This is a genomic window from Vibrio sp. FF145, from assembly GCF_041439075.1.
Lineage (GTDB): Bacteria > Pseudomonadota > Gammaproteobacteria > Enterobacterales > Vibrionaceae > Vibrio > Vibrio tasmaniensis_A.
On sequence record NZ_JBGONH010000003.1, the window covers coordinates 143,261 to 167,172 of the forward strand.

General features: G+C 44.4%; 15 protein-coding genes. 9 read left to right on the forward strand and 6 right to left on the reverse strand.

All coding sequences use genetic code 11. The annotated features are described in order from the left end of the window. Positions 1 to 201 precede the first annotated feature (201 nt). The 4 genes from putP to ACED42_RS02440 form a co-directional block, all read right to left on the reverse strand. Positions 202 to 1,692 (reverse strand): sodium/proline symporter PutP, encoded by a 1,491-nt coding sequence (gene putP, locus ACED42_RS02425; protein ID WP_029222791.1) that lies wholly within the window; start codon positions 1,690 to 1,692, stop codon positions 202 to 204. 187 nt (positions 1,693 to 1,879) lie between these two features. Next, complete coding sequence (locus ACED42_RS02430; protein ID WP_371701278.1) at positions 1,880 to 2,584, reverse strand: 1-pyrroline-5-carboxylate dehydrogenase; 705 nt, start codon at positions 2,582 to 2,584, stop codon at positions 1,880 to 1,882. A gap of 11 nt (positions 2,585 to 2,595) precedes the next feature. Next, positions 2,596 to 5,751, reverse strand: coding sequence for a bifunctional proline dehydrogenase/L-glutamate gamma-semialdehyde dehydrogenase PutA (gene putA / locus ACED42_RS02435; RefSeq protein WP_371701280.1), 3,156 nt, complete (start codon positions 5,749 to 5,751; stop codon positions 2,596 to 2,598). A gap of 181 nt (positions 5,752 to 5,932) precedes the next feature. After that, on the reverse strand, positions 5,933 to 6,757 hold the full coding sequence (locus ACED42_RS02440; RefSeq protein ID WP_017102248.1) for an AraC family transcriptional regulator: 825 nt from the start codon (positions 6,755 to 6,757) through the stop codon (positions 5,933 to 5,935). A 498-nt stretch (positions 6,758 to 7,255) separates the two neighbouring features. Here ACED42_RS02440 and ACED42_RS02445 point away from each other — a divergent pair, with 498 nt between their 5' ends. From ACED42_RS02445 to ACED42_RS02455, 3 genes are all read left to right on the forward strand, one after another. After that, positions 7,256 to 8,365: a PEGA domain-containing protein gene (locus ACED42_RS02445; RefSeq protein ID WP_009846003.1), complete on the forward strand. Its 1,110-nt coding sequence runs from the start codon at positions 7,256 to 7,258 to the stop codon at positions 8,363 to 8,365. A gap of 158 nt (positions 8,366 to 8,523) precedes the next feature. Beyond that, positions 8,524 to 10,353 (forward strand): SUMF1/EgtB/PvdO family nonheme iron enzyme, encoded by a 1,830-nt coding sequence (locus tag ACED42_RS02450; RefSeq protein WP_371701281.1) that lies wholly within the window; start codon positions 8,524 to 8,526, stop codon positions 10,351 to 10,353. A gap of 377 nt (positions 10,354 to 10,730) precedes the next feature. Then, complete coding sequence (locus ACED42_RS02455; RefSeq protein ID WP_017102246.1) at positions 10,731 to 11,513, forward strand: helix-turn-helix transcriptional regulator; 783 nt, start codon at positions 10,731 to 10,733, stop codon at positions 11,511 to 11,513. Positions 11,514 to 11,624: 111 nt separating this feature from the next. Here the strand turns inward: ACED42_RS02455 and pdxH are convergent, their stop codons facing one another. Continuing rightward, complete coding sequence (gene pdxH, locus ACED42_RS02460; protein WP_009846006.1) at positions 11,625 to 12,260, reverse strand: pyridoxamine 5'-phosphate oxidase; 636 nt, start codon at positions 12,258 to 12,260, stop codon at positions 11,625 to 11,627. A gap of 190 nt (positions 12,261 to 12,450) precedes the next feature. On the opposite strand from pdxH, the gene ACED42_RS02465 reads away from it, so the two are divergent. The 6 genes from ACED42_RS02465 (at position 12,451) to ACED42_RS02490 (ending at position 22,034) form a co-directional block, all read left to right on the forward strand. Continuing rightward, positions 12,451 to 14,349 carry an ATP-binding protein gene (locus tag ACED42_RS02465; protein WP_371701283.1) on the forward strand — a complete coding sequence of 633 codons (1,899 nt, stop codon included), beginning with the start codon at positions 12,451 to 12,453 and terminating at the stop codon, positions 14,347 to 14,349. Positions 14,350 to 14,449: 100 nt separating this feature from the next. Further along, complete coding sequence (locus ACED42_RS02470) at positions 14,450 to 15,754, forward strand: sigma-54-dependent transcriptional regulator (protein ID WP_371701292.1); 1,305 nt, start codon at positions 14,450 to 14,452, stop codon at positions 15,752 to 15,754. A gap of 112 nt (positions 15,755 to 15,866) precedes the next feature. Beyond that, on the forward strand, positions 15,867 to 17,258 hold the full coding sequence (locus ACED42_RS02475; RefSeq protein WP_009846009.1) for an HlyD family type I secretion periplasmic adaptor subunit: 1,392 nt from the start codon (positions 15,867 to 15,869) through the stop codon (positions 17,256 to 17,258). Between the two features lie 59 nt (positions 17,259 to 17,317). After that, positions 17,318 to 17,986, forward strand: coding sequence for a transglutaminase-like cysteine peptidase (locus ACED42_RS02480; protein ID WP_012600028.1), 669 nt, complete (start codon positions 17,318 to 17,320; stop codon positions 17,984 to 17,986). Positions 17,987 to 17,991: 5 nt separating this feature from the next. After that, entirely contained in the window at positions 17,992 to 19,902 is a 1,911-nt protein-coding gene (locus tag ACED42_RS02485) for a LapD/MoxY N-terminal periplasmic domain-containing protein (protein WP_009846011.1), read from the forward strand. Between the two features lie 17 nt (positions 19,903 to 19,919). After that, on the forward strand, positions 19,920 to 22,034 hold the full coding sequence (locus tag ACED42_RS02490) for a type I secretion system permease/ATPase (protein ID WP_371701285.1): 2,115 nt from the start codon (positions 19,920 to 19,922) through the stop codon (positions 22,032 to 22,034). 148 nt (positions 22,035 to 22,182) lie between these two features. On the opposite strand, the gene ACED42_RS02495 is transcribed toward ACED42_RS02490, so the two are convergent. Further along, a complete protein-coding gene (locus tag ACED42_RS02495) occupies positions 22,183 to 23,853 on the reverse strand; it encodes a FapA family protein (protein ID WP_371701286.1) in 1,671 nt (556 codons plus the stop codon). Positions 23,854 to 23,912 lie beyond the last annotated feature (59 nt).

Below are 23,912 nucleotides of genomic sequence, written 5' to 3' on the forward strand. Positions count from 1 at the left end.
TTTGGTTTCGATTTACATTGTAAACCTCATAACAGCCGTGCTTCTTCTGTATCCTACTGGTTTTTTATAAGACAAAGGTAGTGCCCACATAAAAAAATAGAGCCACCGAAGTGACTCTATTACTTTTATTTTTCAATTTCTTTTTACAATTGCTTTTTAGCTAATGTTCTTTGCTAATTCACATATGTTTTACAATGTAAATTAGTCTAGCTCAACTAGGTTCTTCTTGAACTCAGCGTGTTGCTTTTTCACTTCGTCTTCTGGCTCACCAGTCATTAGACTCACAATAACGATAGAAAGCGTCGATAGGATGATTCCCGGTACGATTTCGTAAACATCGAACCAACCGCCCGTGAACTGCTTCCAAAGTACAATCGTAACACCACCAACCACGATACCCGCAAGAGCGCCGTTACGGTTCATACGAGACCAGTATAGGCTTAATACGATTGCAGGACCGAATGCAGCACCAAAACCAGCCCATGCGTAAGATACAAGGCCAAGTACTGAGCTGTCTGGTGTCATCGCCAGAACAAGAGCAACAAGAGAAATTAGAATAACCGCGAAACGGCCTACACGAACGATCTCTTCTGACGTTGCGTCTTTCTTCAAAACTTGCTTATACAGGTCTTCTGCCATTGCAGATGAAGAAACAAGAAGTTGTGAATCCGCAGTACTCATGATTGCCGCTAGAATGGCAGCAAGTAGGATGCCGGCGATTACTGGGTGGAACATCGCGTTCACAAGAAGCATGAAGATCTTCTCGCCATCGTCTAGCTTAGGTGCGCCAGAGTTCGTCACATAGATTAGACCAACAAGACCCACAAGCATTGCACCAATCATAGACAGTGCAGTCCAGATAACGGCAATGCGGCGCGCTGTTGTCAGGTCTTTATTACTACGTGTTGCTTTGAAACGCGCAAGGATGTGTGGTTGACCGAAGTAACCCAAACCCCATGCCGCTAGTGAGATGATCGCAATAGCAGACAGTGGTTCACCCTTCGCATCATTCCATAGCGTTAGCAGCTCTGGGTTGATGTTGTGTAGGTCGCTAGAAAGCTGACCTAGGCCACCGTTCATTGCCGCGATTGGTACAATCAATAGCGCTGCAGACATGAGTAGACCTTGAACCAAGTCAGTCCAAGATACCGCTAGGAAACCACCAAACAGAGTGTACGAAACTACACAGACTGTACCGATAATTACCGCTGTTGTGTAATCAAGGCCGAATACCGTTTCAAACAATTTACCACCTGCTACCAAGCCTGAACTTGTGTAGAAAAGGAAGAATAAAAGGATAAAGAAAGCAGAAATTGTTTGGATCAGCTTAGAATTATCATTGAAACGACGAGATAGGAACTCAGGCAGCGTCAGTGATTCAGTCGTAATGCTGTAAGTACGTAGACGTTTTGCACTGATTAACCAGTTTGCCCAAGTACCAACAAGTAGACCACCAGCAAGCCAAAATGCTTCAAAGCCAGCAGCGTAAGCGTAACCTGGCAGGCCAAGTAGCAACCAACCACTCATGTCTGATGCGCCAGCAGAAAGTGCAGCAGGCCATGGGCCTAACGAACGACCACCTAGGAAGTAGTCTGTTGAGTTAGATGTACGTTTGTAAGCAATAACACCGATCGCTAGCATCATAATTAGATACGCAATGAACGTCGTCGTTATTGCAAAACTGTTTTCTATCATTTGATAGTCCTCATTTTGTAGAAAGCCTTCCATGCCTAATTCAATGCAAGACACTCACCGTAAAGGCAAGCGAGTGCATTGAGTTAGGTATTGAGGCTCCAATGCACTATGAATTAAATCCAAAGATGGAGAAAACCCAACAATGGAAAAAACCAAAAGTGCTTAGAGCCAATTTTACTGAAGGTTAGTGAGCTTCGCTTCCAAGTTCGAGCAAGGTCGCGTTACCGCCCACGGCTGTTATATTTATAGTTCGCGTACGCTCGGTAATGAAGCGCAGCGATAGGTGTGGATCATTAGCAACATTCATTGTCACCAGATCCGTTTCAGCTACTAAACCGACGATTGCACCGTCACGCTTAGCAAGCTGTAAATTGATAGCTTGTGCCGTTTGCGAGTTACCTACGTAACCCACGCTACGTTCATCGCAAGACAACAACTGTTGAGCAGCATCATACGAGGCAACTTGCACCAAGTTAGTTGGCAAGTTCGCCGACTTAGCTGCGTCTGCAACTAAGGTATTGAACTGCACATCATCACTGCACAATTGAACACTGTTACCTGCCAATAGCGCAGCAGTAATCAAAGCCATTGCAGTTTGCAGCGCTGGCACTTTCTCTTCGCAATCATCAACAATCACCAAAGCCACACCGCGACCAGCGGCATACAACTCATTGGTTTCGCCCGTAGGACCTGCCATTAGGTGATGTTCAGAAAGCAGCGCAGACGCTTGCTCTAGATGATAAGTCGCCACCATCGCCAAAGGCGAAGACTGACTTTCGATCTCTGATTTAAGCGCAAGTACCTGAGCACTCTTGTAATCAAAGTCGGTAAGGTTCCATTGTTCCCACGCTAGCAAAGCATCAGAAAAACCTGTCACTTGATGAACCATGATAATGCTCCTTATGCCTTGTCTTGTGATTGAGAGAAATGAACATCAGTAAAGCGGTATAGGTAGTGAGGACCACCCGCTTTAGGGCCAGTACCTGACAAACCTTGACCACCAAATGGTTGAACACCAACAACGGCGCCCACTTGATCACGGTTAATGTAGCAGTTACCCACACGAACGTGTTTTTCGATCCAACGGTAAGTTGTCTCGTTACGGCTGTGGATACCCATGGTTAAGCCAAAGCCCGTTTGGTTGATTTGGTCTACCACTTGCGCTAGCTCACTCGCTTTGAAGCGAACAATGTGTAGCACTGGGCCAAACTGTTCTTCTTTCAAGCAGCTGATGTCATCAATTTCAAAAGCACTTGGTGGAACAAAATCACCATGTTCACAATCACTACCTAGAGAAAGTTGAGCCACCTTCTTCTGGGTATTGGTCATGTTTTCTAAGTGCGCCATTAGCTTCTGTTTCGCGTTTTGGTCGATAACAGGGCCAACATCGGTTTTATGAAGGTGTGGAATGCCAACACTCAGCTCGTCCATTGCACCGTGAATCAATCCAACCACGCGGTCTGCTATGTCTTCTTGGATGTAAAGCACACGTAGTGCAGAACAGCGCTGACCTGCTGAAGCGAATGCCGAACGAATAACATCACGAACTACCTGTTCAGGCAGTGCGGTACTGTCGACGATCATCGCATTCTGACCACCGGTTTCCGCAATAAACGGAACAGGCTTAGCGTTACGACTTGCCAATGACACGTTGATACGTTGTGCCGTTGGCGTAGAACCAGTAAAGGCAACGCCCGCAATCGCATCATGGCTTGTTAGTGCACTGCCGATCTCAGCACCGCGACCCGGTAGTAACTGAATGGTGCCAGCAGGGAAGCCCGCTTCATTCATCAGTTCAACCGCACGAGCTGCAATCAGGCTTGTTTGCTCGGCAGGCTTAGCCACAACCGTGTTACCCGCAACCAAAGCTGCTGTAATTTGGCCAAGGAAGATAGCTAGAGGGAAGTTCCAAGGGCTAATACAAACGAACACGCCACGACCTTGTCGAGAAGCAATTCGTGTTTGGCCATCAAAACCTTTTAGTTCGAAACCTTGTAGGTTATCTGCTTGTTTTGCGTAGTAACGACAGAAGTCGACGGCTTCACGCACTTCATCAACGCTATCGTGAATCGTCTTACCCGCTTCTTGATGACAAATCGCCACCAGCTCAGCTAGGTTGTCTTCCATCAAGTCAGCTAACTTATCAAGTGCAGCCGCTTTGGTTTCTACCGATGTTGCGTTCCAATCAACGAATGCTGCATCTGCGCCAGTGATCGCTGCGGAAACATGATCAAGGTTAGCGAAAGCCACCTGACCCACATTAATTCGACGATCATAAGGTGCAGTCACTTGCTCAACGTTCTGATCAGCCTTGATCATGCTTTCGGCAAGAGATTCACCGTTGATCACAGGGCCAGCAGTCCATTGATTGTTTAAGAAGCCTTTTACTTGCTCTTCAAACTGATGCGCTTCGCTTTCGATATCAATATTCACACCGTATGAGTTCTTACGCTCAGGGAATACCGCTGGCGGCAGAGGAATCTTAGTGTTGTTCAATGTATCGAACGCCAGAAGCATATCGACTGGGTGTTGAGTCAGTTCTGCCACTGGGCAACGTGCATCGACTAGACGGTGGACAAACGAGCTGTTTGCACCATTTTCTAGCAAGCGACGTACTAGGTATGGCAGTAGATCTTTATGGCTGCCAACCGGTGCGTATATACGTACCGACTGTTGGTAAGCTTCCATCGCATGGTTGTACAGAGAATCACCCATGCCGTGTAAGCGTTGGAATTCAAAGTCTTTATGGTCGGTCATGACGGCAATAGCAGAAACCGTATGAGCATTGTGGCTCGCAAACTGCGGGAAGATATTGCCGCGAACACTTGGGCTCAATAGGTAACGCGCACAAGCAAGGTAAGCTACGTCAGTCGCTTCTTTACGAGTGTAAACGGGGTAATCAGTAAAGCCAGCTTGTTGCGACCATTTGATTTCGCTGTCCCAGTACGCGCCTTTCACCAAGCGAAGCGGGATCAAATCACCCTGCTCTTTCGCTAGACGGTTTAGCCATACTAGAACCGGTAGTGCACGCTTTGAGTAGGCTTGAATAACCAGACCAAATTTACCCCAACCTTTTACAAGATCAGTACGGTACAGTTTTTCGAATAATTTAAGAGAAAGCTCTAGGCGATCCGCTTCTTCCGCATCAATCGTAATCGCAACATCGAGCTCTACTGCACGGCGCAATAGCTGCTCTAGCGTGTCGCAAAGTTCAGTCAGTACGCGGTCTTCGTTCGCCACTTCATAACGTGGGTGAAGCGCAGAAAGCTTGATAGATACCGATGGCGCAGGGCTCGATTTTGAAGAGACCTTCGATTCTGGAGAAACATAGTTGTCTCGACCTACGGCTTCAATCGCCATTAGGTAATCTTTGAAGTATTTGTTTGCGTCTGCAGTAGTCAGTGCCGCTTCACCTAGCATGTCGTATGAGTAGGTAAAACCTTTATCACGCATAGACTTACCGTTCTTCTGCGCTTCAGCAATGCTGCGGCCAAGAACAAATTGGTGACCCATCACCTTCATTGCTTGGTGCATCGCTTTGCGAATTACCGGCTCAGAAAGCTTGTTCACTAAACGGTTAACCGCTTGACCTGCACTCTGCTCTTTAGATGAAAGTCCAACCACCTTACCTGTTAGCATTAATCCCCAAGTGGATGCGTTAACAAATACTGAGTCTGAATTCTTTAGGTGAGATTTCCAATCCGCAACGCTTAGTTTGTCACGAATCAGAGCATCAGCGGTTGCTGAATCAGGAATACGCATCAAGGCTTCCGCCAGACACATTAGCAAGATGCCCTCTTGAGTATCTAAGCTGTATTCAAGCAACAATGCATCGATCATCTGGATAGAAGTCTTATCCGCACGGATAGCTTCGATCAATGATGTCGTTTTGTCTGTGATCTGCTGCTTTTCTGACTCAGAAGGGGTAGCTAGCGGCAGAAGTTGCTCTAGCCATTGGGTTTCATCCACCATATATAATGGTGAGATAAGCGACCATAGATCAGCAAGCGACTGCTCGTTGAATTCTGGCTTTAACACATCAGTAGCTGTAAACATGCGTTTTCCTTAATCTCACACCCGGAATTAGCCCGGGATCTCTACAATGGCTGCAGTGTATTTAGAGTATATAAGGATTACTTGTCAAAAACTCCGAGTTTTTTGCTAAAAACTCGCTTTATTAACAAAACAAACACAAGGTCACATATGAAACTTTAAAATAATATGCCGTTTTGTTTCACTATTTAACAGAAATTTGCTTTTTGTATTGAGATGGTGACATGCCTTGAAGACGTGAAAAGGTGTGAGTAAAGGAAGATTGACCGGAGAAACCAGCCAGTTCAGCGACCTGACCAAGGCTGAGGTTACCTTGTTCGATTAAACGACGAGATCGGTCGATACGCTTACCAAGAACGTACTGGTGAGGGGTAATGCCCATTTGATCTTTGAATAGCATGTGGAACTGGCTTTCACCCAGAAACACACTGCCTGCAAGCTGCGCGACAGAGATCTTGTTCGCGAGGTGTCGCTCAATGTAGCGATCCAATGCCTCAAGATCAAAACGCGAGTCTTTAATCGGAGTTTCGAATGCCGATATGTGTCTTTGCATCAGCGCGATCACCGTGTCATTACAGGCTCGGCTTAGTAGCAGATCATTAGGACTGGCCTGCATTTCTTGCACCAACATATGGATAAGCTTTTGAATTTGCGCGTCTAATTGGAAGTAGACGTTCGATGATTCTAACTGATTGATCTTCTCTAGCATCAGAGGGTCATCATCCGTTGGCACTGGCATATTGAGTACTAGGATGTCCGACTGGCCAACCACACCACCGAAAGCATGATCAGAGCTCGCCGTTACCACACAACCTTGACCTGGGCCGACAAGATTGCCTTTACCGCTCACTTCAAATTCAGCCTGACCTTTTAAACCAATCACCACCTGCGAATAATGATGATCGTGACAGTCCATATGCGAAGGCAAAGTTATGATTTCCGCTGGTCGGGGGCCTGTAAGCCCTAGCGGAGACAAGTCTAGGTTTGGAAAGGGTAAAGGTTTTGGCATGACAGCAAAGTACTTAGGTCGACATGATAAGAATAATACTCTGAAATCTGCAGAAGATGAATTTGTAAATGATCATGAGAGGTGTTTTCTCATCTTCAAAGAAAGATCATTATTGATAACCACGTGATCATGTCTCCGGAAGTATGATCAAGTGAACCCAAACTACGGGCTTTGTAAAGTCAACCTTCCAATCTTTAGGCCGCTCTTCCTTGTTCCAAGAACAAATAAATCTGAACACCAAAAGTCAAAGCAAGTCACAAATGGAAACCAAATGACTACACCATAACGACAATATTTTCTTATATAGCTCAATTATTTCGGTGTAAATATGTAAAAAGTGTATCCGAAGTACCGAAACTTAGCTTTTGAGTAGATTGGAGGGCAATAAAACGGTATAAAGACGGGTACTGTGTTAATTGCTAATAACTAGTGACTGACAACTAGGAAGTAGACACTTTATTAACGAGCCAATTTTAAATATACAAGTTGCAGGGACCTATGACTAACTTTCGAATTTCAGCGCTTTTACTTGCGCTATCCCCACTTTGGGTATCTGCATCGTTATCAGCTGAAGAACTGAATCAAGTCGATCCCGTTTCAGCTATCGATGCAAAGCTAACAGAGAAAAACTCAGATATTGAGCGTATTTCAGCGACCAAAGTATCGGCAACTGAGACCTTAAAACAACTTCAAAACCAGAACAGTAAGTTGTTACGTGAAGGTGAAGAGTTAAAGGCAAAACGTAACCGAGCTAAATCTGTACTCGACAAACAGTACAGTCGCTTACTTGACGATCCAGAAACGGATCTGGTTTCTTTTCAGAAAGGATACCAAGATGCTTGGGCTGCGGTTAAAGAGAATCAATCGTCTCAGCTAGATAATCAGCAAGCGATGAATGAGAACGAAATTTACCTTTCTCAAATTAAGCAAAAGCAAGCTCGTTTGAATAATGAGCTGGCTAACTTGAAAGAATCAAAAGTTGAAGCTCGCGTTAAACGTATTGCAACAGAACTTCGTGAAAGTGCCGTTCTTGAAACGAGCTACACCACCACATGTTCATCAACAATGACACTGGGTGAGTGTATTGCTCAAGGTAAACACCTGACGAAGCAGAAAGCAGTACAAAACTTCAAGAGCAAATTACTTGAACAGCTCACAGAAAGCACGCTAGCGAAGCAAAACTTACAAGGTGTTCAATTGAACATTCATGTTCAAGACAGCCAAGCAATCAAGAGCGGTTTCTCTGGAAACAACTCTTACTTTGTGCAGATGCAAGCTCAACTTCAAGCAAAACCAGAAGCGATTGCAGCATGTAACTTATTGAACGTTTCAACTCGCTACTGTTTAACGGACAGCGACGTTAAGGTTACAAAGAAGAGCGACAAGCAGTGGGCAAACGTGATGGTACGTTCTGATCAGTACAATGACTCAGTCACTATCAACGGCATTAAATACGGCAGCACACCCCTAGAGGTTTCGCTACCGAGCGGTCGTCATCAAGTAACCATTTCAAAAGAAGGTTACGAGTCATACAACCGCACAGTGACTATCAACGGCAGCGATACTATTTGGGTGAAACTCCTTCCTAGTAAAGAAAATGAAATCTAAATATATAAAGCTAAGCCTGATATAAATAGCCGTGCCTATTTCACAAAGCTGAATGAATACTCGCCATCTTGTTTGTAGTTATAGAAAGTAGCTTCAAACGAAATGGCGTTTTCGTTAGAATATTCAATTAACCTAAATTACGACTGAAGTAGCCCAACATGCGCCAAGGTTTTCCTACTCTATTATTTGCACTTGCTCCATGCTTAATGACGCCTGCTGTTTTCGCTGAAGCGACATCTCCAGCAATCACGTCATCAGTCATCGACATTGAAAGCTCTCTTTTCGAAGAACATGCCAGTTTAACGGCTATCGAGAAGAAGATGGCGGACAAACAAAATCAAGTCGACAACCAAGCAGAGCAAATGGCACGTCAAGCCAAGTTATTAGCTCAATCAGAGCAAAAACTCGCAACGGCGAAAACTAGCCTAGAGCAAGATTACACTCGCATGATTGATGAGCCAGATTTCGATATCTCACCAGCTCAAAACCGCTTTCAAGATGCCTGGAAATCGGTAAAAGAGCACAAGCTTACGATTTCGGATTCAGAGCAAAAGCTTCAAAGCTTAGTGATGGAACTAGAGGCCATCAAAGCCGAAAAATCAGCTGTAGAAATGTCTATCGCCCATTTGAATCAAGACAAACTAAGAGCAAGAGCTGAGAGATTAAGAAGCGAGGTTACTCAAACACAAGAACATACCGTTAGCTTTACCAACCGCTGTAGCAGCGACATGACGTTAGCTCAATGTTCAGACCAAACGGTGGCTTTGACACTTCAAAAAGCAGTAAAACAATTTCAAAATAGCCTTGTATCCAACGCGACAGAATCAAAAATAGTAAAAGAACACCTAGCGTCTGCATCTTTGAATATTCACGTTCTGCAACACAGCGTGAAATCATCTGGCTTCTCCGAAGATAACCGTTACCGAGCCGTGATTACCGCGAATTTAGAAACTCGTCCAGATAAGAACACCCCTTGCCGCCTACTTGGTATTAAATCCTCAAACTGTTTCGATCAGAGCGATCTGCAAACCGATGATCAACAAAAAGAGGTTGCATGGGTTAACTTGGTGGTTCGTTCAAATCAATATAATGACAAGGTTTCTATCAATGGTGTGAACTATGGCAGCACTCCGGTTGAAGTGATGTTACCTACTGGGCAGCACATGGTTACGATTGAGAAAGAAGGTTACCTTTCTTTCCACCAAGAGCTGAAAATAGCCCGAGATCACAACCTAAGAGCAGTATTACAAGCGAAGCAGAACTCACTGAATGTGGGGACTAAGTTTGCTGACCCAATGGGCAATGGTGCTCAAAGTCCAGAAATGATTGTGGTTGGATCTGGGACTTACCTACTCGGTGAAAATAACGCTGAGCAAGTCACGATCAAACAGCCATTTGCATTAGCGGCAACCCCAACTCGTGTTCAAGATTTTAAAGCATTTGTGAAAAATACGGGGTATCAGACAGACGCAGAGCTGATGAACACTTGTGATACCTTCGTGAATGCAGAAATCACGACTGTGTCAGACAATGACTGGAAAGCTCCTGGTTTCAAGCAAGTCGATAACTCTCCCGTTGTATGCGTCAGCCAAAGCGATGCGAAAGCGTACACACGTTGGTTATCTAAAAAAACAGGCTTTACTTACCGTCTACCAACACAACAAGAGTGGGAAGCGGCGGCAAGAGCGGGTCAAGATACCAGCTTCTGGTGGGGCAACAAATTCCGTTCAGGTAGAGCTAATACTGGTTGGTCTGGTACACAGTGGTCAAACGTCAGTACTTCTCCTGTTAAATCATTCTTGCCAACGCCAACGGGTTTCTACGACATGGTAGGTAACGTTTGGGAATGGACTGCAACCCAAAAAGGCATCGCTAAAGGGGGCGCGTGGAGCTTCTCTCCTGAAGAGGCAAAAGTGTTTGCTGAACTGTACGTTTCGCCTTCTACTGCCGCTAACTACTTAGGATTCCGAGTATTACGAGAGCTATAAGCTCTTGGTATTACTCAAAGCCCTCAAATATTTACCTTAGATTCTCCTAGTATCAGGTTGAGTCAGTGTTTATAGGGGAATTCCCTCCTTATATTCGATCTCGCCTAGGAGTAAATTCGTCGATAGAGTAGTAAGTCACTCTGGGTATCTAACTGATACCTCAGCTTAATTTACATGACCCTCGTAAATTAAACTGGAAATCTTCTACGTGTCGACAAGGTATATCTTGTCTTTGGCCAGCCCTCCTTCAGGCTGGCTTTTTTTTAGCTTCTTTCTCATCCTTTTTGTTCAGCCACCGATCAATAAAAGCGCACTTAAACAGCACACCGTTCAACTATTGATCACACTCCATTTTTGATGCATAACTCGACTTCTAATTGTCATTGCAGCTCTATAAGAAACTGATATCATTGCAATACTCCCTCTTACGAGATAAAGCCTTGCCGGATCCCCTCGACTCCATACATCGTTCTTTATTTGAACAACTTCCAGGTTGCTGGGGTTGCAAAGATACTGACTCTGTCTTCGTGTATGCCAACCTTGCTTACAACCAATTAATTGGCTTAAAACCCAACGAAACTTGTACGGGCTTAACCGATTTCGATATGCCTAGTCAAACAACCGAATGCGCGCAGGATTTCAGGGCTCAAGACAAACATGTAATGGATACACGCAGTACTCTTAAAATCCTCGATATTCACCCTTATCCAGACGGACGCTGGCACGCCCATATTTTTACTAAAACCCCTTGGCTTGATGGGAATGGCGAAGTTCAAGGCACCATTTTTTATGGTCAAGAACTCACCGACACCGCCATCTTAGAAGTAGGCCATTGGGTGTGTCAGGCAACTTGCGAAAAAGACAATCAAGTGTCCATTGCAGGATCAAAGCCACGCATATCAAAGCTCAAAAAGCGACTGACTTCGCGAGAATCAGAAGTGCTGTTCTTGCTGCTATTCGGCAAGAAACCACAGTACATCGCGTCTACGTTGAACATTTCAATCAAAACGGTCGAAGGGCATGTCGCCAGGTTGAAACAGAAATTTGATGCGCGCAGTAAAAGCCAGTTGATTGAGTATGCGTTGGACTCGGGGCTAGGCTCTATGATCCCAGAAACCCTGCTTAAAAAGCAGATCTCCGTTGTTCTGCACAGTGACTAGATATTGGTTTGATGAGATGCAGACAAAAAAATACCGTTGATAAGTCTAATCAACGGTATTTTTGGATCAGTTAAGCAGTTAAGCAGTTAAGCAGTTAAGCAGTTAAGCAAATTAAGGCGCTAGGCGGTCGATATCCCAACGGCTATCTTGGCGTGAGAACAAGAAGCGATCATGCAAGCGGTGCTCTCCACCTTGCCAAAACTCAATGCTATCCACACGCACACGGAAGCCACCCCAGAAAGAAGGCACAGGAATCTCTCCTTTCGCGAACTTCTGTTTAAGCTCTAGATATTTGCCTTCTAAAATCCCACGAGCAGAGATACGGCTACTTTGCTTACTTGCAATTGCGGCCAATTGGCTCTCTTTTGGTCGTGACGAGAAGTACTTCATATTTTCCATTGCTGTCAGTTTTTCAGCCGTGCCCGTAATATGAACTTGTCGCTCAAGAGGGTGCCAAGGGAAATGCAAACTGATTTTGCTATTGTGCTCTAGCTGGTGCGCTTTACGGCTACCTAAGTTGGTGTAAAAAACGAAGCCGTCTTTATCAACATTCTTTAGCAGAACAATTCGCTGGAATGGCTGACCATTTTCATCAACCGTAGCAACTGTCATGGCAGTAGGGTCCGTCAACTTAGCTTCTATAGCTTGCTCTAGCCATAGATTGAATTGCTCAATCGGGTCTGCGGCTAAGTCTTTACGTCTCAATCCACCCTTAGCGTATTCGCGACGAATATCGGTCAGTTCCATTTGCTTGCTCCTTTCAATTTTTTTTGATTTTGCGCTGTAATCCTTTGAAACACAAGTCTAAGCCATGGTTTTGTCTCACAGAAGGTGCTCTGTGTTAACAAGATCTCGGTACTCTATCCATCATATTGATAATCTTTATACAAACCGATGACATGCTGAGATCCTAGTGACTAAGATACTGCTTAACATAATGACTCCCTTCGTTTTATTCTCATTGTTATTGGGGGCTATTGGGCTGAGCGCAACTCATTTTTTGGCAGTACAATTTCAAGAAAAAGTGGTCACTCAAAAGCTCAACGAAGCAGCCAATAAAGCGAACCTACAAATCGACTCTGAACTGGATAAATTCAAACAGATCCCTGATTTGCTCAGCCATGACCCACGTCTGCTCTCTTATTTTGACTCATCACCACAAACAGACAAGATTTCCGCTGCGCAGCTCAATCAATTGCTATTTGAATGGTCGAATCAAAGCCAAGCTGACACCATCTATATTCATGACCCGAGCGGTACTGTGGTCGCTTCCAGTAATTACCAGAAACTCGGTACTTTCGTGGGTGAGAACTTCTCGTTTCGTCCTTATTTTGCGTCCGCGATTGAAGGTAACAGCACACACTATGTCGCACTGGGGGCTCGCTCCAACGTACGCGGTTACTTTTTGTCTTCGCCCCTGTATATAGAAAATGACATTGTTGGGGTTATCACCGTTAAAGTGAGTCTAGAGAACCTTGAAAACATCCTAACCAGCGATGATTTTGAGATTGTGGTACTCGACTCTAACCAAGTGGTTTTTCTCTCCAGCCAAACTCAGTGGCTTTATCACTCGTTGTTGCCGTTAAGCCAGAAGCAACAAACCGATATCGCCCTGCAACGCCAATACGGTCAAAGCGAAATTTCGATCATAGAAGCTTTTCGCTCTTCCAACTATCAACCACAAGTTAACGACGCTAATCAGCCCAACAACATTCAACCAAATCGAGTACAAAAAGAACTCACGGCAAACCGATTGTTTAAACTTGGGCCGTTCAATCTTTACCCCGCAACCTTCAGTAACAATCAGTACCAAGTTGTCGCATTAAAAAAGGCCGAAGCAGAGCTTATTAAAGTGCTGCAGATCGATGTCATCTTCGTGGTGATTTACAGCTTGGTGATGCTCATCGCGTGGTCGTGGCGACAGACTTACGTCGCGAAAGTGGCGCTAACCCGGCTCAACCAAAACCTAGAACAAACCGTTGATAAACGTACTCACTATTTGAAGAAATCCAATCAACAACTTCAGCAAACCATTTTTCAATACCAAGCATCGCAGTTAAAGCTGAAGCAGACAGAACAAGAGCTGACCCAAACAGCAAAATTAGCGGTACTCGGAGAGCTGTCAGCCAGCATTAACCACGAAATCAACCAACCGCTTGCAGCGCTTCGAACCTACAGTGAGAACAGCTTAAAGCTGCTAGAAATGGAACGGACAGATTTAGTGAAGAGTAATCTTGAGAAAATGATTGGCCTCAACAACACCATTACCGACATCATAGCGCGACTCAAAGTCTTTACTCGCAAGGTCACTAAACAAGAACATCATGTCGCGAACCTGCACCAAGCGGTCAACAACGCCACCAGTATTCTCAGTGCGCTGATGATCAAGCAAGGCATTACACTAAGACTAAGCACGGTGCCAAATCACATTAATATTGCCATTCATCCAACCGAACTCGAGCAAGTACTGGTGAATCTAATTCACAACGCTACCCAAGCGCTTCAACAACACGTTCTTGAACAGAAAATCTTGCAGGAGCAACAAAACCTGGAAAACGTTGACCAACCGGCCAGTCCACAGATAGGCATCGAATGGCAACTGCATCATAACTCTTGTCAGCTGATCATTTGGGACAACGGAATTGGCATGCCGGACGATAAGCTAGAACAGCTTTTCAACCCGTTTTTTACCACTAAACCGGAAGGCTTAGGGCTAGGGCTTTCAATATCGAAACGGATTATTGAAGCTTATCACGGCACGATCAGCGCCAACCGATTAGAGCCTTCAGGCATGGTATTCTCGCTAAGCATCCCGTTATATAACGATAAGGGCTAACGTGCCGTTGTTATCGTTGATTAGAAAATGAATTTTACATACTGCTAATTTCACACATAGTTAACCTCACATACTGTTAAGGATTCGACTTTTGCACCCTCTGCCTAAACTCTATTTTGTCGATGATGAACCCGCCATTCGAGACTCCGTAGAACAAGCCATGCTCATTGAAGGCATCGATATTGCCTGCTTCCCCAATGCCATTGAGGCACTAAAGAGAATAGATGTGACGCAAGCTGGGATTGTCATTACCGATATTCACATGCCAGTGATGGATGGCATTCAATTGACACAAAAGCTGCTGAATCAAAACCCTCATTTTCAGATCATCGTGCTGACAGGCCATGGGGACGTGCAAACAGCCGTATCCGCAATGAAAGCTGGCGCTTATGATTTTTTGGAAAAACCGTTTGTGGTCGATGCCCTGCTGACCGCAGTAAAAAAAGCATCGGATAAGCTCGCTTTGGTTGAAGAGAATAATCTATTACGTAAAGAGTTGGCGGTACAGAATCAGGTGGGTCCAAAGTTGATTGGTCAATCGCCATCAATGCAGACATTACGCCGAGAACTGATCTCTCTAGAGACCAAAACTAACCCACTTCTACTGTTCGTCGGCGATTTAGGAACGGGTAAAAGGGTCACGGCGCAGTACACGCACGATCTTCACAGCCATCAAGCCGCAGAGCTTTGCCCTGTTGCTGCGTTTAATTTGCCACGCAGTGACGAAGCGACATTCCATCAGTTTGTTTTGCAACTGTTCTTGAAACATCAGGGTGGGACACTTTATATCCATGAAACAGAAGCATTAACTCAAGACCAATGGCAGTGGCTAGCGAACCTAAAACCCACTCTACTTCGTGAAAACTCATGCAAGACCAGTGCAACTTGTATCATTTTAGCAACCACAATACTTCCTACTACAATGGTAAGTGAGTTCCGTCGATTTGATTTGCTACCGCTAGCGCAACGAACAGAAGATATTGGTTCTTTGTTTAAACATTTTGCTCGTGGTGCGGCAAGTCGATATCAGTTACCCCCTCCGGTGATTACAGAAAAAGAGGTTCAACGATTGATCGCCACTCACTGGAGTGAAAATATTCGACAGCTTCGCCAACATGCAGAACTCAGAGTGTTGACTAAACCCAAGCTGGCATCGCTTGAATCAGAGCCTAATCATAATCAAGAGCAAAGCGACAAAGACCACATCGATCTAAAGACTGAAGAGCAACAACTGTCATTAAGCCAACGAACCGATAGCTTTGAGCAAATCCTCTTGATAGAGGCACTACATCGTCATCAAGGGCGCTTAAAAGAGGTACAGCAAGAGCTGCAAGTATCGCGAAAAACGCTTTATGACAAGCTGAGAAAGCACCAACTTGATAAAACAGATTTCAAAAAACAATAAGAGTTAAAAAATATATAAATTCAAAGATTTAAAGGAGCAAAGCCTTAACATTTATCAAAAGTAAGAATACACTCACAAAGCTTGCACTTTTATTTAGCGAACAAGGACTGTTATGAGTCAGAAAAATTTCAGCAAATTGAATGAGACCGAACTTGAGTATGTCGATGACAAAACAGCGGCACTGCTCCTCAATACGCCCACCAGTGCGCGTATTATGTTGTGGGTTATCGTTCTGTTTTTTGTCGCTGCTATTGGTTGGTCTGCTTGGGCTGAAATCGACAAAGTGACTGTTGGCCAAGGCAAGGTGATCCCTTCCTCTCAGATTCAGGTGGTGCAAAACCTTGAAGGTGGTTTGGTTAAAGAAATTTTAGTCAAAGAAGGGCAACGAGTTCAAAAAGGGCAACAATTACTATTAATAGATGACACTCGATTCCGCTCTGACTTTCGTGAACGTGAGCAACAAGTTGCGAACTTAACGGCTAATGTACTCATGCTGTCCGCCTCACTGACCAGTGTGGTTATCAATGAAGAATTCTCAGTAAAAGAGTGGAAAAAAAGTGTCTTACTCGATTATGGTAAACTCGCCTTCCCACCACTATTCTACGACCTTCACCCCAAATTGGTTAATCGCCAAAAAGCAGAATATCGTCAAGATCTGAATAACCTGAAGAACCAACTTTCCGTTTTTGATCAACAGGTTGGACAGAAGCAACAAGACCTAGTTGAAATAAAAGCGCGTGTTCAGAATTTAAGACAGAGTTACAACTTTGCCCGCCAAGAGCTGGATATTACCAAGCCTCTTGCTGATGAAGGGGTGGTGCCAAAAATTGAACTGCTCAAGCTGCAAAGACAAGTTAACGACACTCGTCGAGAAATGACCTCTAGCGAACTCAAAATCCCTCTTCTACGTTCAGCAATCAAAGAAGCGATGCTCAGTCGTATCGATGCTGCACTGAACTTCCGATCAGAACAACAAGAGAAGCTAAACCAAGCACAAGATAAGCTCTCTGCAATGACGGAATCAGCGGTTGGCCTTGAAGACAGAGTTAATCGTACTGTAGTAGTTTCTCCAGTAACAGGAACCGTCAAAACGCTTGGTATTAATACCGTAGGCGGTGTTATCCAACCGGGTATGGACATTGTTGAGATTGTACCAACTGAAGATTCCCTATTAGTTGAGGCGAAAATTGCTCCACAAGATATCGCATTCCTCCGTCCAGAATTGAGCGCTGTGGTTAAATTCAGTGCCTATGACTTTACTAAATACGGTGGTTTAGTAGGTGTGTTAGAGCACATCAGTGCTGACACCACTCAAGATGAAGAAGGCAATAGTTTTTACATCGTGCGTGTTCGTACCGAGAAGTACAGCTTTGGGGCTAATGAAGAGCTGCCTATCATTCCAGGTATGACCGCTTCTGTCGATATCATCACCGGCAAAAGAACCGTGCTTGAATATATGTTGAAGCCAATTTTGAGTGCTCAAAACAACGCACTAAAAGAGTAAGGACGGTTAATGCTTGAGAACGTCTTCCTAGATGCAGTGAAAAAACAAGAGCAGCGGCAATGAAATCTCGTTTTTCGTTATTGCTGCTGTTCCTTACCTCTTTTACTTCCGGAGCACTGAACAAGAGTGACCAAAGGTGGATAGACGCAGTCTCTGTAACCTACGGAGAAAGAGCAGGGAAGCGAGTGTCGACATGGCGCTCAAATATGACGTCGTACGCAGGGTTAAGTGAAAAAGAGAAACTCGATTCGGTAAATCGGTTCTTCAACCAAATGTACTTTGTCGATGACAGTATACTTTGGGGAAAGAATGACTACTGGGCGACACCGCTGGAGTTTTTGGGCAGTAACGCGGGTGACTGTGAAGATTTCACTATCGCAAAATACTTCTCTTTACTTGAACTCGGCGTCCCAGATAAGAAATTACGATTAGTGTATGTAAAAGCACTTGAGTTAAACCAATTCCATATGGTGTTGGCTTACTACTCTACACCCAGTGCAGAACCACTAATTTTAGACAACTTAAACCCTGAAATAAAACGCGGCTCCAAGCGCAGAGATCTACGACCGATATACAGCTTCAATGGTAAAAACCTATGGTTAATCAAGTCGGCGGCAGGCAGCGGCAAGTTATCAGGAAAATCTTCAAGATTGAGCTTATGGAACGACTTACGTTCGCGTGAGCGCTCTCTAAAATTAAACAAACCCATTATCAATTACGATGAGTAGGTACAATGACTTTATATAAACAGCTTGTGGTCGGAATGGTTGCGGTTTTCATATTACTGATGACCTCAGTTTTTATGATCGAATTCAATACCACCCGTGACTACTTAGAAGAGCAGCAACGCTCTGAAGTAAATAATACCATTAATACTGTTGGACTGGCGCTCGCCCCTTACCTCGAAGAAAAGGATCAAGTGGCTGTAGAGTCTGTTATCAACGCACTGTTTGATGGTAGTTCTTACTCTGTCGTACGATTGATTTTTTTAGACACAGGAGATGATATTCTTCGTTCATACCCTGTGAAACCAAGTGGTGTCCCACAATGGTTTACCAACCTGAATTTGTTTAAACCGATTCATGATCGCCGCGTGATTACTAGTGGTTGGATGCAACTTGCTGAAGTTGAGATAGTGAGCCACCCAGGCCCAGCCTATACTCAGCTTTGGGAGGCATTTACACGGCTAGTGACCTTCTTTGGAGCGATTTTCTTACTGGGTTTGATCTCGATTTCATGGATACTCCAACGAGCACTACGTCCGCTGTCATTAATCATAAAAAAAATGGATCAAATAGCCAAAAATCAGTTCGGTGAGCCTCTGGTTCGCCCTAAAACAAAAGACCTCATCTTAGTCGTCGACGGTATTAACCACATGTCGACTCAAGTTGAACTTGCATTTAAGAGCCAAGCACAAGAAGCGCAACGACTTCGTGAACGCGCGTATATCGATCCTGTATCTCAGTTAGGTAACCGTGCTTACTACATGTCTCAACTAACTCAGTGGTTAGAAGAGTCTAGTTTAGGTGGTCTGGCGGTGCTAAAAGCCGAATTTATTAGTGAAGAGTATGATGACAAAGGCTATCAAGAAGGCGATGCCTTAGTTCACCAATTAGCTGAACAGCTACAGGCTTCTATTTCATCTCCAGATATTACTATCGCTCGTATTTCTAGTGATGAGTTTGGCTTCATTATGCCGAACATTGATGAAAATGAACTGAAACTCGTCGCGAGCAGCATCGTAAACTGCATTCAAAATCTAGGTTCAGATCCAACAGGTATGGCGAATCCACACATAGCTCTCGGTGTGACGTACAGTAAGAAACGTAAAACCAGTACTGAAATCATGTCTTTGGTCGATAACGCACTGTCTAGCGCGAAAGCGAACCGTGAGCTCGCTTACGGTTACGTAACTGCTGACGACCATGGCGCTGTAATGGGTAAACAGCAATGGCGCATGTTGGTCGAAGAAGCAATCATCAATGACCTAGTAACTTTCCGCTTCCAAGCTGCAAATAATAGTTTTGGCAAAACCTATCACCAAGAAGTGTTCTCTGCGATTGAGAAAGAGGGGGTTCGTTACGGTGCCAACCAATACTTATACGCATTAGAACAGCTTGAAATGAGCCACATCCTCGATCAATACGTTATCGAGAAGATGATTGATAAACTGAATGCAAAAGAGCTTACGAGCCCCGTTGCTATCAATATCTCGCCAAGCAGTATTTCTCAGCCAAGCTTCATCCGTTGGATCGGAAAGTCTCTTGAGAAAAATGCGTCAATCGCTCATCTGTTGCATTTTGAAATTCCAGAAAACTGTTTCGTCAATGTTCCTCACTACACAGCACTATTGTGTAACACCATTCGCAACGCTGATGCGGTGTTTGGTGTCGATAACTATGGACGCAACTTCCAATCACTCGATTACATCAACGAGTACCGCCCTAGCTATGTGAAGCTGGATTACCTATTTACTCATAACCTTGATGACGAAAAACAGAAATTTACGTTAACGTCTATCTCAAGAACGGCTCATAACCTTGGTGTGACGACTATTGCGTCACGAATTGAAACTCAGACTCAGTTAGATATTTTGTCTGATAACTACGTAGAAGTGTTCCAAGGCTTCATTGTTGATAAATAGTTGTAAGGTTATATCGCATGCAAGATCCACTATTAAACTCACTGATCTACGTTAGTCGGTATTACGGGTTAGCCAACTCGCCCGAAGCGTTGATCAATGGGCTACCACTCTCTGATGGAAAGCTAACCCCTTTCCTATTCCCTCGCTCTGCCGAGCGTGCGGGGTTAGTGGCCAAAGAAAACCGTTCCGATCTAGAAAACATCCCTCACTTAATTCTGCCAGCCATATTGTTACTCAAGCAAGGTGAGGCTTGCGTTCTTAATAGTATCGATATTGAGAAGCAAGAAGCCGAAATCATCACAACGGAAAGTGGGATGATGCCAATCGTCATCCCTATCGAAGAATTGAAAGAGCAATTCATCGGCCGTTACTTCTTAGTAAAGAAACAATTCCGTTATGATGAACGCTCACCAGAAATTTTAAAAACGCGCGAAGGTCACTGGTTTTGGAGCACGATTTGGCAATCTAAAAAAATCTATCGTGATGTGCTGATCGCATCAATTCTAATCAACCTTTTCGCTATTGCAGCTCCAATGTTTACTCGTTTGGTGTACGACAAAGTGGTACCAAACCTTGCGTTTGAGACGCTATGGGTACTCGCGAGTGGTATTTTTGTCGTCTTCCTCTTTGACTTACTTTTAAAGTTAATGCGAAGCTACTTTATTGACGTTGCGGGTAAGAAATCCGATATCCTGATTTCATCTAAGTTGTTCAGTAAGGTGCTCGGGATTCGTATGGAAGCGAAGCCTGCTTCTGTCGGTGCTTTTGCTAAAAACCTGCAAGAATTCGAGTCAATCCGTGAGTTCTTTACTTCGGCAACAATAGGCTCATTAATCGATTTGCCATTCGCTCTTATGTTCTTGGCGTTAATTTGGTTAATGGCTGGCAACCTTGTGTTTGTTCCTGTCGTTGGCGTGGTGATACTGATCATCTATGCGTTGTTAATACAAGGCCCGCTGCGTCGTACCATTGAAGAAGGCTCTCGCCTTGCTTCTCAGAAGTACGCAAACTTAATTGAGAGTTTAGCGGGGCTAGAAACCGTTAAGCTATTCAGCGCTCAAAGCCAGTTCCAATTCCGCTGGGAAGAAGCTGTTGCGCACATGGCGAACTGGAATATCAAGAGTCGTCGTATTACCGATAGCATCCAAAATACTGCTGGCTTTGTTCAACAAAGTACCAATGTGGGAATGATTATTTTTGGTGTGTACCTAATGGCAGAAGGCACTCTTACAATGGGTGGCTTGATTGCCGCTACTATGTTGAGTGGTAGAGCAATTGGTCCTCTTGTCCAGTTATCATTGCTTTCTACGCGTTATAACCAAGCGAAGTCATCAATGACCTTGATTGAACAAGTCATGTCGATGCCCAGTGAACAAGAGGAAGGTAAGCGATACATCCACCGTCCGATTATTCAAGGGCATATCGCGCTTGATAAAGTAACATTCCATTACCCTGATTCGCCAATCGCGTCTATAAGAGACCTGACTCTTAATATTAGTCCAGGTGAAAAGGTCGCGATTATTGGGCGAATTGGTTCAGGTAAAAGCACACTTGAACGCCTGATTATGGGCCTGTATAAGCCCACAGAAGGTCATGTACGCATTGATGACACCGATATGGAACAACTTCACCATGTCGACGTACGACGCAATATAGGCTGTGTGCCGCAGGACAGTAACCTATTCTATGGCACGGTAAGAGACAACATTACCTTGGGACGCCCGTTGGTTGACGATCGTGATGTCATGGATGCTGCCAACCGTGCAGGTGTAACCGCTTTTACTCAGCAAGATCCGGCAGGCTTAGAACGCCAAGTAGGTGAAGGTGGTGGTTTACTCTCAGGAGGTCAACGTCAGTCGATAGCCATAGCTAGAGCCTTCCTAGGGCGCCCTCCTGTATTATTGATGGACGAACCTACCAGTGCTATGGATAACCGTTCAGAGATGCACATTAAGCATCAGCTGAGCCAGCTGTTACCTAGTGAGACTTTGATTCTTATCACCCACAAAACGTCGATGTTGGATATCGTGGATAGAGTGATTGTGATGGAGAAAGGCAGTATTATTGCCGACGGACCAAAATCACAAGTTCTGTCAGACTTGAAGCAAGGAAAGGTAAAAGCGGCAAGTTAAAGCGCTCATGTGACTTAAAGAATCGAACTAAGTCAATATCAGCAAAAGCAAAGGGGGAGCATCAGCTCCCCCTTTCTTATTTATTCTAATGAACAGAAAACTGCTCGAACCGCTCTATTCAGTCTTGGGCAATTTCAGAGTCGCTCAATTACAATGAGATATCTTCTTTCTCCATTTTGAAAGAACATTGAATTTCATATTGATTGAACGAGAAAACACTGCCGCCGTGCGTTCGCTTAGTCGTCACCATCTCATCACCAAACAAAACAGATACACGGGTGTACACTTTCTCGTGCGCCTCTACTGTGCACTCGGCAAGGTTTGTTTCAAATTCAGCTTCGAGTGTATCCAACTGCGATTTAGTCTTCTCTATCGCTTGATTGTTTTTTTCTCGTCGCTGCTCAATCTCCAACGCTTGCTCTTCGCTTCTTTCCGCTTTTGGTCGCTTCTTAAATTCGAGTTCTTGACGGATGACGTCCATGGTTTGTTCTTGAGCGTGCTTATAAATCTCCTTCAGTTGAGCTGTCTTTTTTTGATATCCCTCGAAGCGAGCAAAACCATGAACCTTAGTTGCTGTATCCCCTTCAACGCCTAAGAAAACACATTCCACTTTACCGCCGACTTTAGCTTCACCGCCACTAAGTGTGCCATGCTTCTTAAAGGTATCCATCACAATGAGGTTGTTGCCACAACGAATGTCGTTACTCATGCTATGTAGATTGAGTAGAATGTCATTGCCGGTTTGCAGTTCAGTATTCTGTGCGTAGCTTGCTGTGATAGAGCCTTTGCTAAGTACCTTACAACTTTTTGGCTCATCCTCTTTGGTCGTATGACCAATAATTCCTTTCGCGACTTTTATATCCCCCTGAGCCTGAACTTCTGCAGATTCAATAAAGCCACCAACAGTAATGCTTCCGGTCGCCTTCACTATCATTCCAGGTTCTATATTCCCAGAGACAAACACATTACCTTTGAATTTAACGTGCCCAGTAGATACGTCGACATTGCTAACACATAAGGCGTCATCCACTTCGATACTTCGCTCTTTAATAATGGGCAGACCAGAGGATGAAGAAAGTAATAAATTAGGGTCGTCAGGGGAAATGTGGGTGCCTTTTCCTGGCTTAATCAAACTGTCTTGGCCCGGAAGGGGTGGGATAATTCGACCTTGGACGGTAAAGCCCGCAATACCTTTGGTGGCAGGAGTTCGTTTCATTAGCGGGTCATTCTGACCAACGGTAATGGTTTCGCCGAGATCTCGCATATCGATCTTACCGGCGTCTTTACTGCGAGGCTTTAATACTTGATGAGTAATATCTTCAACCAATGCTGAAAACTTAGCATCTTTACCCTTCACAGCTGGAGAACCTTTGGCAACGGGCTGAGTAAATTTTTCACCCGGCTTTAGCTTGCTACTCATCATTAAGACTTTTCTAAGTGCTAGCTTATTAATTCCTTTCGTTATGTGAGCCTGAGCCAAGCAATGAATGATATCGCTGCCACGTAATGCCTGCCCATTATATGCCCCAGTTACAACAAGACTTGCGAGCATCTCATCATCAGACAGTTCAACCGTAACACTGGAATTACGAACTTCAGCAATCAATATTCCTTGATAAGCTTCTCCCTTACCTTCTTTAGCAAGAGTGACAAAACGCAGTATCTCTTCTTCGAAAATAAAATAGTTTGATGCGTTCAAAGCTTCTAAGGTTGTTGGTAATGTCTTATTGTCAAAGCTTGCGTTGACCACAAACCCAGACGGCAGACATGCCATCACTTGCTTCCTATCTTCCGACAATGTAACGATGCTATCCCACATTCGAATTGTGTACCCATAATAACTCTGTTGTTATGCAGTCTATATAATTCGCTCTGTGC